Consider the following 11,739-nt stretch of genomic DNA (forward strand, 5'->3'; position numbering starts at 1 on the left):
GAAATCAACCCTATGACAGAAATTAGAAATGACTCATCCAAATCCTGCGTAGTGCAGCAAAGTGTTAACATCCTCAACCAGGCAGTGGATAAACTACAAGAAAATGATTATGTTTCGGCGCAAGTCATGATTGGAGTAGCAAAACATCTATTAAATGAAGTGCAATCCGATCTGGACAATTATTTAACAATTCAAAGAATGTTGAAAGATGCTTTGAAATCTTAGTTAATTAAGTTTGTAGCAAGGCTTCAAGCAAATTTGATTAAAGACATAGCTATTAGCTTTCAAATAATTAATTGCTTGTTCAAAAAGATTAAAATCAGCAAGTTTAAGAAATTTCCTCGCTTCTCCCAGAGTTAAAGTGACAAAATCAACTGACTAATTAGCAGAAACATTCTTGTACCGCAAACACACTCCGTTATTAGTGATTAGTCACTAAAACTCCAGTAAAATTAACTTTTTACCACAGCGAAGAGAAGCCGAAATACTTTAATTATTGAGGTAAGGAGTGCTTTGATTGTGAGTGTTCAATGTTTTTGCGTTATGAGTAGTGCTAAATCCATTTTGCTCATTGATTATGAATCAAGTGTACGCGAAGTACTACAAGTTTGCTTGAGCGAAATAGGTGGTTGGAATGTGATCCCCGCTGCCTCTTTTGAAGAAGGATCGGCATCATTGCTAACTCAAAAACTTGATGCCATCATCATGGATAATGTCACAGCAAAAAGAGACAGCACAAAATTTATTCAAAAGCTAAAAGCGAATCCCTTAACTCAGTCAATTCCAATTTTGTTAATTACCCATAAAGCCAGCTGGTACACTCGACAACATTTACAAGAGATGAAAGTTGTTGGTGCGATCGCCAAACCTTTCGATCCCGTCAGCCTACCAGTCCAAATTTCTCAACTATTAGGTTGGAATTCTACCGTTCCCGCAGATTAGACAGGGGAGGTGGGGAGATGGGAAAGTTTTGAGTTTTGAATTCTCCTCACCTCTGCCTCTCTGCCCCCCTGCCCTCTCCCTTTAGGCTAAACCTAAAACTTTGCGTAACAAAGCTTGATCTTCCAACTTGGCAGATAAGCGTCCTTTTTCTAAATCTCGAATCCAGCTTTGGCTTTTTCCAGTCATTTTTGCCAAATCTCTTTGAGACATACCTTGACGTTTTCTCGCTGCTAAAATTTGTTCAGCAGACAAAACTACCTGCTCATTTTGTTTGGTTCTTTTAATCCGGTTGGTACGTTTTTTCTTGTCATTTTCACTACTTTGTTGTTCCCAACCTACTGGCAATTCAAACCACAAAATTCGGGCATTCATCAAGGAATTCCATTTACCACGGGGGCCAATATCGGTAATGCGAGAATCATTCCCTCCATCATTAATCCAGAAGTCTAAAGCATCATCAGCATCATCAGGAAGTTCCGATAACTTTGCCCAAAGTGGTTGAATTTCTGGAGGATAAGTTACCGGATCGAAGATCGCTTTAATTCCATGATGATTGAGACATTCTAAATCACTTTCAAATGTTCTCAATAATCGCTTTCTTTCTTCCCGCATTTGCGATGCTAAAGCAAGTTTTTCTTCACCATAAGCAATTCGCATTAATGTGGGTACGGTAACTCGTTGTTCTTTGCCCATTTTAGCTTTAAACAACAGCCAGAGCATCATTCTTGCCGCACCTTCATGTTGCTGCCAAATACTCATGACGTTGGTTAATAAAGATTTGGGCAAAATGCCATATTGATAAAATGCTGTGCGTTCTTTACAACCTTGCTTGTTCAGGAAGTATTGTGCCCAAATTCCGGCGCGAATTTTGAAAGTTAATCCTACTAGATATTTACATCCTAATTCATCTTCCTGAAAGTGATGCTGAATTTCTAGTAAGTGCCATAGGCGAGTTCCGCTAACAGAAAATCCATTAACTCTTCCTTGTTTCGGCCAATCTAGGGAAGCACTAATCAAGCAAGGTTGTAGGGCAATTTCTCTAATTAACGCCAGTTTGAAAGCTTTACTTAAGTCTTTGCGTTTGTCCAGTCCTAAGTATTCTTCGATTTGTCTGTCGCTAATCAGAAATTCTTCTTCCCAAGGTTTTTCTAACGCGGTGGCATAAGCAGCATATATTAAGTGCATACAAGCAGCACGAATGTCTAAAGATTCGATCGCTTTAACCGCTTGTTTTCCCATTAACGGCACTGCTTCATTAGAGAGGCTTTCAGTAATTTTCAATGAAATTCCTCCCCTACCTCCGTTAATCGAACGTTCGTAACAAGGCTGTCCCGAAGGTTCTACTTTCCAAGGTAAAGATTGCCTTTGGGCTAGCAAATTACACAGTTCCCAAATCAAGATCGAAGAGGCAAAGGGATTATTTCTACCATTAGCAAATAAGTCCGGGTTTGTTATCGGTCTAGTTTCTGCTTTGTATCTGCCCTTCTTCGGTTCTGATGGTAAAGGACAGTCAATGGGGCAATAAGTGAGACACTGGGGTTCTGAATAATAACCTTCACAATTATTGCAAAGACTCGGGTCAATCCAGTAATCATCGCCTTCTACTTTGATTGCACCAGTTGGGCAGTGCGTCCGACAACTATCACACTTCAAACAAGTACCAGGTATTTTGTATGCCATAAGCCAATCACACTTCTTCTAAGCAAGATCCCGACAATATCGACTTTTTATCGATTCATCTCACCTGAAGCTCTATTAACTTTATTTCTTATAAAGATATAGAAGTAAAATTTTATGTTTGTTCATCACAAGCTATTTAATAGACATTTAATAACTTTGGGTCTGAGTGTCATTAATTTTTCCAATCCTTGTACATATCGCTTACATATAAAAAGTATGCTAAGTATTCTTAATATTTTGTTCATGAAGAACATTTTTATTAAAATTTGCAAAAATTTACAAAGCTACCCCCTATATAATTGGGCGATTGAAATCACCTCTACACAAACAAAGTCCGCCTACGCGGACTAAAGAATAACGGTGGTATTTAAGCCGGATTTGGTATTACTTTGCTGTATCTTGTGGTGGTGTTACCGTCTCGGTGTTGCCAAAATATATTGAATCCCAACATCCCACACTTCTCTATCGGGTAAGTGTGGGGCTTCTGCCCGGATTAGCTAATGACCAAGTGGTAGCTTAGATTAAAAACGATCGCCTATCACGAAAAAAATCTCATTACCGCCGCGATCGTTCCAAGCGAACTCCAACCGGATTAAACCAAAAGAACTGCGGGCATTAAAACCAAAACCATAACCCCAACCATCACCAGGTTTATCTCGCACTACCCCAGGTTCACCCGTAACATTATCAGCAGTTCCCAAATCAGAACCATAATCTACAAATACACTTCCCGACACATCAAACGGTTGGCTTAAAGCCGTAAAAGAAAAGATCGGAAAGCGATATTCAGCTGTCGCTTGAATGAAACTGCGACTAGTAGTAACTTCACCTTTGCTGTAACCCCGGATAGAAGATGAACCACCTAAAATAAAAGCTTCATAAGGCGGAACATCACCTAACATAGTACCCGCTTGGAAATTTAAAATGAAAGTTTGTGGGCCTTCTGTAAAATTTAACAACTTCACCGGAAAAAATTGTGATAAATTCGCAGCAAACCGAGTATAAGTAATACTGGAATCTCCCACCGGAATAGATTGATCGACACCAAATTTAATTCGGGAACCGCTGGTAGCATAACTAGGATTATCAGTAGTATCGTACAAACCAGCAAAGTTTAAAGTTAATAAAACATCAATTCCGTCATTGCTAAAAGATAACGGATTACCAAACTCATCTCGTGGTGAAACATCAGAAGTAAAAGCACCATCTCGGATGGCAACTCGTTGATAATTGAATCCTAGCGCCATTTGTAATTGCGGTGCTAAACTTTGAGAATATTCGATGCCTCCACCCAAGCGATCGACCCAAGGTTCATCTCCCCCCGGTAATTCTACTTCCCTTTCTCCTTCTGCAAAAGCCGGAACTCGTGATTGTTGACTAAAAACATTCAAAGAAAAAACACCCGGTAAACTTGTCGGTGCAATACTATAACTAAGATCGACACCTAATAATCCCAAACCACCAACCGCTTCGAGTACCACCCTTTGATTATCACCAATTCTTTGCTGTAAATATCCAGCAATAGCAATATTTGGTAAAGTTGTTGATTCTGCGGCGACAACTACTTTACGAGTTGGCCCATTTAATATGGTTGGTTCTCCTAAAATTGAACCAAAACCAAAACTGAAAGCATTATTTCTTTGAGATAGAGGGATGTTAAATCGACGGTCTATAGTTCCTGGTTGAGCGTTATTATTAGGAGTATTCTGTGCAGTTTCTCTAATTTGTGATTCAGAAGCATCAGATAACAAATCAGCCGCATTAGTGGAAAATTTTTCTAAGGTGCGATCGGCTAGGCGATCGAAATAACTTGCTTCTAATAACGAATTTTCCCAAGACAAATCTTGACTCCAGCTAGCAGTTATCAAAAATAGGTTAGCAGAGGTAGCACCTAAAATCACGAATAATGATTGTATGAAAGGCTTGTTTGAGATTGGCATTGAGTTTTCCCTCACACTTGCCCAATAGAATAACATCCACCAATGCCAGAGAGTTATTCATAATAGAAGAATGTTAGAACTTCACTGTCATACAACCTATTCCGACGGCACTCTTACACCAGCTGAACTCGTAAAAAAAGCTGCCCAAACTGGTGTAAAAGTACTCGCAATTACCGATCACGATACCGTTTCTGGTTGGGATGAAGCAATTGCTACAGCTGCTAACTACGAAATAGAAATAGTTCCCGGTATCGAACTGAGTACCGTCCACAATGGACGTTCATTACATATTTTGGGTTTTTATCCTAACCCAGATTTAATCCGTCCAGCATTAAAAGAACGTTTAGCCGGAAGAAAACGCCGCGCTGCCCAAATGGTAGCTAATTTAGCGGCATTAGGCTATCGCATTGAACTGCCAGAACTGGGCACAGGAATGGCACCCGGAAGACCACATATTGCAGCGGCGCTAATAAAAGCGGGAATAGTAAAATCATCTTATGAAGCGTTCGATCGCTGGTTAGGAGATGATAAACCTGCCTACGTACATTATGAAAAATTCTCCATCCAAGAAGGCATTTCTTTGTTGCGGGAATCTGGCGCTGTACCTGTGTGGGCACATCCTTGTTTATTCCGAGGTGGCGTAATTACAGAAGTGCTTAAAGAATTAGTAGATGCTGGTTTAATGGGAGTAGAAGTTTACCATCCTAATCACAGTTCTAGGGATCAAAGGATGTTGTTAGAATTGTGTGCTAAATATGGTTTACTGATAACTGGTGGCAGTGATTATCATGGCCCTAATCTGGAATCTAAAGATGAGGATCGATCGCTTAATTATCAGCATCTACCGATAGAATTACTAACACCTGTAAAAACCGCAGCAGCAACTTTGCGAAACTAAATTTATGGCTATGCCCCTCTGCCTTCGACTCTATGAAAGCTGACATTTTGGTAATAGATGATACACCGGAAAATCTAAATCTTTTGTCTGCCATGTTGACAGAACAAGGTTACAAAGTTCGCAGTGTAACTAAAGGTTCTACAGGGCTAAGAGGGGCACAAGCTGCGCCACCTGACTTAATTTTGTTGGATGTCAATATGCCACAAATGAACGGTTATGAAGTTTGCGAACAGCTAAAAAAAGACGATCGCACTCGCGAAATCCCAGTAGTTTTTATTAGTGCTTTAGGAGATGTATTAGATAAAGTTAAAGCATTTGCTGTTGGGGGAGTAGATTACATTACTAAACCTTTTCAAGTTGAAGAAGTTTTAGCCAGAATTGAAACTCACTTAACAATTTGCAAATTGCAAAAAGAACTACAAACCCAAAATTCGTTATTACAACAGGAAATTCGCGATCGGGAAAAAGCCGAAGAGAAGTTTAAGAAAGCCTTTCGTTCTAGTCCTAATCCAATTGCGATCGCCACCCTAGAAGAAGGTACATTTATTGATGTTAATCCCAGCTTTTTAAGAATGAGTGGTTATGAACAATATGAAGTAATTGGACATAGTGCAGCCGAATTAAATTTAGGAATTCCTCAAGAAATTTATGAACAAGCTTTACAACAATTATTAGAAACTGGATCTTTGCAAAATCAAGAATGCGAATTTCGCACCAAAAACGGAGAAATCAAATCAGTATTATTATCAGTAGAATTAATCGACCTTAGCGGAATTCAATGTACTTTAAATATTGTTAATGATATCACCGAACGCAAAAGATTAGAAAATGAATTTATCTCTTTAGTCAGTCACGAACTACGTACTCCCTTAACTTCTTTAATGGGTTCTTTAGACATTCTGTGTGCTGGAAAATTGGGAACTCTAACTTCCCAAGGGCAAAATGTTTTAAGAATTGCCATTACTAACACCGAAAGATTGATTCGCTTAATTAACGACATCCTCGATTTAGAGAGGATGAAATCTGGCAAAATTGCCATGCAAAAAGTTAAATGTAATGCAGATAAAATTCTCAATCAAGCAGTAGAATCAATGGAAAGTTTAGCCGATCGATCGCAAATCAAACTAATCGCCCAAACCTTAAACGTAGAAATGTGGGCAGATCCCGATCGCCTATTACAAACCTTCACCAACCTCCTCAGTAACGCCATTAAATTTTCCGAATCCGGTAGCAACGTTTGGATTAATACCGAACTAAAAAAAACCGAAAATCCTGACTTTGACCTAATTTTATTTACCGTCAAAGATCGAGGTCGAGGAATTCCCGCCGATAAATTACACCTAATTTTTGAACGTTTCCAACAAGTAGACGCTTCCGACTCTCGCAAAAAAGGGGGAACAGGATTAGGATTAGCAATTTGTCGCCACATCGTCGAACAACACGAAGGTAAAATTTGGGCAGAAAGCACTTTAGGTGAAGGCAGCACATTTCACATTTTATTACCCTGTGAAAAAACCCCAAGTTCGTAGTAGCGACTTCAGTCGTACTCCCCCAAACAAAGAAGGACTAAAGTCCCCACAACGAACTAGATGAAAAGTTAAAGATCGCCTACAGGAATGATATTTCCAGAAATATCTAAAGGCGTAGAATTCACTACATAAGCGAGAGTTACACCATTACTAAATTGAATAGAAGTACCATTAACAATACCATCACCATTTGGATCGACATCAACACCAGTCAAATCAAATAAAGTTGATCTAATTGTAGCCGCACTTATACCAGGAATATTAGCAACACCCGGAATAGTGGTAATTAAATTCAAAGGAACATCCAATGGTTGAAGAAAGAAATCTGCCTCGGTAAACCCACCCGTGACACCGATAAAATCCTCCGATCCTTTAAAGTCTAAAATAATATCAAAATTGTTAGGATCGGCTAAAACAATATCAGTTCGTAAACCAAACAAATCGGCACCACTTCCTCCTGCCAAAACATCTGTACCCAAATCTCCTATTACCAGATCGTTGCCATCTTCTCCACTTACTAAATCGGCATCTTTACCACCTCGAACTATATCATCTCCCGCACCTCCAAAAACTATATCTTCTCCTATATTCCCATTCACTTCGTCATTGCCAAAATCTCCTGAAATTTGATCTCTATCTTTTCCTCCGAGTACTAAATCATTGCCTCCTCCACCTTGAATAGAGTCTTGTCCTTGATTGCCATTAATAATTTCTGCATCTATAGAACCTAAAACAAAATCATTACCTTCTAAAGCAACTAATCCGATCGGTAAATTTGTCAATAAACCAGAAGTTATTTGCAAATAATCATCGCCGGGAGTTAAGAAATAGTAACCAAATTCCGATGCTGGCATCCTGATATCCTTTTTACTAATTTAACTATCTCGATCGCTAATTTATGCCCCTGTTCAGATAATTACTTACATTTGAGCATATACTGCACTAGCTAGTAATTTAGATACCCAGATACTCTGTAAAGTTCCCGATTCATTATTTCTAACCAGATGACAAGTATAGTTGAGCTTCCAAATTCAGCAATGTAGACGCGATCGCGAATTTAAATACATCATAAACTTTTGCTAGCTAAATTTATCATAAAAAAAACAAATATAAATTTACCCTAGTTCTTCCCGATTTAGATTTAACCTAGCAGATAATACCAACTTAACAACTATCAAAAGTATGAACAGCCAAATAGTAGAGGAGAATGTTATGAGTAAGCATATCCTAATTGTTGATGACGAAGAAGATGTGCGTGCGATCGCGCAAATGGGATTAGAAATGGGTGCAGGTTGGAACGTCATAACCGCCAGTTCAGGAAAAGAAGCCTTAGAAATTGCTGCCGACCAACACCCAGATGCCATTTTATTAGATATGATGATGCCAGATATGGATGGCAGAACCACACTACAACAGTTAAAAGCCAATCCAAAAACTCAACCAATTCCGGTAATTTTAGTCACTGCTAAAGCCCAAAATGGTTATCAAGAAATTTTTGCTAATATGCCAGTAGCCGCTATTTTTGCTAAACCTTTCCGTCCCTTAAAATTAGCTGAACAAATTAGCGAAGCACTCGGTTGGAGTGATTAAGTTTTCTCCTGATAATCAGAAGTTAAAATATTCTCAAATTATTTTTCATTCCCTTGCCTAAAGTTAGCAAAGAATATGCAATCTCTGCTTACTGACAGCAAGTATTGCGATCGATATTATCAATATGTGCGATCGTCTTAACCAAATCATCAATTCGGTGGTTTATCCCAAGAATTTCCCTGATTAGTAAAAGACGGAAAATTATCCACACTAGAAACCCCTCGCATCCGATTCATTTGAGTCATAGCCCACTTAGCAGTTTCTTGCACTTCATCATCTGGATCGTCGATCGCATGACGCAACAATTGACTAATTTGCGCCATCAATTCATAAATCCGAGTCACATCACGAATCGCATTTTTTCGCACCTCCGCATTCTCATCTTGCAACGAAATCACCAAAGCCCGCTGCAAAGGTTTCAAAGTCCGATGCCCAATTTGAGAAATCGCCTCTAAAATCAAACAACGCTGTTTAGAATCAGCATCAATTAACGAATTTACCAAAGGTTGAATTGCCCTAGAATCCCCCCTTTGCGCCAAATCCCAAATCGCCTTACGTCGCTTCGTCGGATCGGGATTTTGTAAATCTTTAATTAACTCATCAACAATATTAATCTTCGCCAGACGAGTAGTTTCCTGCACCTCTAAAGAACTATCTTTCACTACCGATTTAGATTCCAATTTAGATTCTAACTTAGGTTCTAACTTGGGTTCCAACTTAGGTTCCAACTTAGGTTCATCTGGTTCATCTTCCCCAGCAGTTAATATATGATTAGCATAACCATTTTTATCTGCTTCCATTGGTTTTATTTCTTGAACCTCAATCACAGAATTAGCAGATTCATAAACAGAAACTTGTTCATTTTCAACAATTTCTCCAACAATCTCTTCCTGACTTTCTTCAGCTTCCAACTCAGATGTTTCTGTTTCCGAATCTTCTGGAGGAACTTCCCAATGTTTAAGAATATAAAGCAATCCACCCGCCATAATCACCAAGAATACTCCTGAACCCATCCAAATCAAAGGCCACTTCGACGACTTTTTACCAGAATTAGTTTTGGGCTTAGGAGAAGGAGAAGGCTTAGTTTCCCCAAGATTCTGTAACAATTCCAAAGGAACCGACTTTTCCCCAGGATTCTGAACTTGGATGATTTCTGATGGAAATCGCGGCACTCCAGACGCTACCGTAGCGCCAGAAACCAAGCTAAAGCAAGAAGTACAGGAGAACAAAACGAAAGCCAGACGTGAAGGCATCATAAACTAACTTCGGGTTAGAAAGGGCAGTTAACATCAGTCATAAATGTAAATGACTTTAAGCTAGTTCAATCCTAATCTGCCATTTTCCCAGAAACACATCCTAGTTGTCCTAGCTTATAGCAATTTTTCCGCAACCTGACAAAATATCCTCACTAAGTTAAATTTATTTTAAGCAACGTCAACTATATAGAATAACTGGTAATGAAAGTCCTTTTGTTGATCTTCTTAGCTTTGCTGGTTTTAGGAATATGCTTTGTAATCTGGCGAAAACGTAAATCTATTCTTAAGTTAGGACTGTCCAAAAGTCCACAGCCATCATTAAGAAACCAACCATCAACTTTAAAGCCTGGGGAAACTAGATTACCCTCACCATCTCCTATTACAGATATTACAGAACAACAAGATTTTAGCGAATTAAGATCTCAGTTGGAAGAACTTGCTAAGCGTGGCTGGGCAAAAGATGAAACCTCATGGTATTCCACTTTTTCTCTCAGTTTAAATGAACTTACTGATAAAATTGCACCCGCGCAGGCGATCGAAATCTTGTTGACTCATGCGAGGCGAGTTACCGCTCAACAAAACCTACTCAAACCTACTCAAAGGCGGAAAGTCCAGTCATTCGTAGTGGGTCAAGCACCACAGGGTTAAACGGCAAACCCTTTATTCCTTGGTCTAAGACATCAGGAATTACTTTTCTGGTAATATTAAATGACCCATTCACATCGGCATTTAATAATTTACCTTTTGCTGTTTTATACAAACCTCTAGCTATTCTATGTCCCTGAAACACGGGTTTTCTTTCTCCATACTTAGGTAGAGCATCCCCATCTACAGCACTAGCCCTAGATGTATAAGATTCTTCTGTAATCACGACTTTTATTCCAGTTAATTGGGCTTTATAGGTCAACATTTCTATTAACCGATAATGAGGAATATTCACCAATTGTTGATTATTCCTTTGACCTAAGTTACTTTTTTGTTTCCAGTTAGCATTATGCCCAATTACCAGGATTCCTATTTGATGCTCTCTACACCAATCTATAACTCTTCGACTGGCTGTATGTAGATAGTTATCTACTCTACAGTTGCGTTTATGAGTGAGATTTTTTAATCTTCGAGATTGGGTTTGATTATGCTTGAGTTTGAGAAGAGATTGTAAACGGGAATGTTGTTTATTGTAAAAGGTGTTAATCGCTTTTAGTGGTCTGCCTTTAATCAAAAGAGGTCTGACACCTGTTTGATTGGTAGTTACAGCCATTAAGTTATTCACGCCTAAGTCTATACCTGCTATTTGTTGATGGTTGGTTGTTGACTCTACTTTTTCATAAACTATTTCGATGACATAACAACTACTTTTGGGTACAATCCTCGCCTCAATTATTTGCTTTTGTGATGTCGGAATTTGGATTTCACTCATCGATAACTGACAAATTCCTTTTTTTAAGGCTTTTTTGGAGATGGCTTCGTGAGGATAAGGGAGAATATTGCGCCCTTTGGTTTTATGTTTATATCCCGGTATTTTTGGTTGACCATTAAATTTTTCGGGATGTTTCTGCCAGATTTTTACAGCTTGACAATAACTTGTCCATGCCCCATCTAATCGGCGGATAATTTGCTTACTAACTTTTGTTGGTAAGGCGAGGTAGTCAGAGGTTTGTGATAGGAGGTGATAAAGTTGATTAAAGTTTAATTTCTGATTGTGGGCAAAGAAGTGTTGACGATAATGATAATTAGCTAGGTTAAACAAATTTTTCGCCAACCAAGCCTTGTGGTCAATTTCTGACCAGAGCGGATGGTTTTTGGTGATGATATGACGTTCCACTAGCAACATGATTTGATTATACTACCAGAAGCAGCTTCTCTGAAAACCCCCAGCAAAACTTAGTCATTATTGACCTTTAGCT

The 11,739-nt window shown here is 38.9% G+C and carries 11 protein-coding genes; 6 read left to right on the forward strand and 5 right to left on the reverse strand.

Going from position 1 to position 11,739, the window contains the following annotated elements; translation table 11 throughout:
- Nucleotides 1-12: 12 nt before the first annotated feature.
- Both ACE1B6_RS29750 and ACE1B6_RS29755 read left to right on the forward strand, forming a co-directional pair.
- Entirely contained in the window at nt 13-225 is a 213-nt protein-coding gene (locus ACE1B6_RS29750; RefSeq protein ID WP_413260922.1) for a hypothetical protein, read from the forward strand.
- Nucleotides 226-543: 318 nt separating this feature from the next.
- Nucleotides 544-942, forward strand: coding sequence for a response regulator (locus tag ACE1B6_RS29755; protein WP_413260923.1), 399 nt, complete (start codon nt 544-546; stop codon nt 940-942).
- A gap of 81 nt (nt 943-1,023) precedes the next feature.
- Here the strand turns inward: ACE1B6_RS29755 and ACE1B6_RS29760 are convergent, their stop codons facing one another.
- Entirely contained in the window at nt 1,024-2,622 is a 1,599-nt protein-coding gene (locus tag ACE1B6_RS29760) for a helix-turn-helix domain-containing protein (protein WP_413260924.1), read from the reverse strand.
- 521 nt (nt 2,623-3,143) lie between these two features.
- Nucleotides 3,144-4,562 carry a BamA/TamA family outer membrane protein gene (locus tag ACE1B6_RS29765; protein ID WP_413260925.1) on the reverse strand — a complete coding sequence of 473 codons (1,419 nt, stop codon included), beginning with the start codon at nt 4,560-4,562 and terminating at the stop codon, nt 3,144-3,146.
- Between the two features lie 70 nt (nt 4,563-4,632).
- Here ACE1B6_RS29765 and ACE1B6_RS29770 point away from each other — a divergent pair, with 70 nt between their 5' ends.
- A complete protein-coding gene (locus ACE1B6_RS29770) occupies nt 4,633-5,460 on the forward strand; it encodes a PHP domain-containing protein (protein ID WP_413260926.1) in 828 nt (275 codons plus the stop codon).
- Between the two features lie 32 nt (nt 5,461-5,492).
- Nucleotides 5,493-6,989 carry a hybrid sensor histidine kinase/response regulator gene (locus ACE1B6_RS29775; RefSeq protein WP_413260927.1) on the forward strand — a complete coding sequence of 499 codons (1,497 nt, stop codon included), beginning with the start codon at nt 5,493-5,495 and terminating at the stop codon, nt 6,987-6,989.
- 68 nt (nt 6,990-7,057) lie between these two features.
- Here the strand turns inward: ACE1B6_RS29775 and ACE1B6_RS29780 are convergent, their stop codons facing one another.
- A complete protein-coding gene (locus tag ACE1B6_RS29780; protein ID WP_413260928.1) occupies nt 7,058-7,843 on the reverse strand; it encodes a calcium-binding protein in 786 nt (261 codons plus the stop codon).
- A 358-nt stretch (nt 7,844-8,201) separates the two neighbouring features.
- On the opposite strand from ACE1B6_RS29780, the gene ACE1B6_RS29785 reads away from it, so the two are divergent.
- The gene (locus tag ACE1B6_RS29785; RefSeq protein ID WP_413260929.1) at nt 8,202-8,579 is read left to right on the forward strand and encodes a response regulator; all 378 of its coding nucleotides are present in this window, start codon (nt 8,202-8,204) and stop codon (nt 8,577-8,579) included.
- A 149-nt stretch (nt 8,580-8,728) separates the two neighbouring features.
- Here ACE1B6_RS29785 and ACE1B6_RS29790 read toward each other — a convergent pair whose 3' ends face one another.
- On the reverse strand, nt 8,729-9,835 hold the full coding sequence (locus tag ACE1B6_RS29790) for a HEAT repeat domain-containing protein (RefSeq protein WP_413260930.1): 1,107 nt from the start codon (nt 9,833-9,835) through the stop codon (nt 8,729-8,731).
- Nucleotides 9,836-10,036: 201 nt separating this feature from the next.
- Here ACE1B6_RS29790 and ACE1B6_RS29795 point away from each other — a divergent pair, with 201 nt between their 5' ends.
- Entirely contained in the window at nt 10,037-10,483 is a 447-nt protein-coding gene (locus ACE1B6_RS29795; RefSeq protein WP_413260931.1) for a hypothetical protein, read from the forward strand.
- Here ACE1B6_RS29795 and ACE1B6_RS29800 read toward each other — a convergent pair.
- Nucleotides 10,428-11,666 carry an RNA-guided endonuclease InsQ/TnpB family protein gene (locus tag ACE1B6_RS29800; protein ID WP_413260932.1) on the reverse strand — a complete coding sequence of 413 codons (1,239 nt, stop codon included), beginning with the start codon at nt 11,664-11,666 and terminating at the stop codon, nt 10,428-10,430. The genes ACE1B6_RS29795 and ACE1B6_RS29800 overlap by 56 nt on opposite strands.
- Nucleotides 11,667-11,739 lie beyond the last annotated feature (73 nt).

It is taken from the genome of Floridaenema fluviatile BLCC-F154 (genome assembly GCF_041929135.1).
Classification (GTDB): Bacteria; Cyanobacteriota; Cyanobacteriia; order Cyanobacteriales; family Aerosakkonemataceae; genus Floridanema; species Floridanema fluviatile.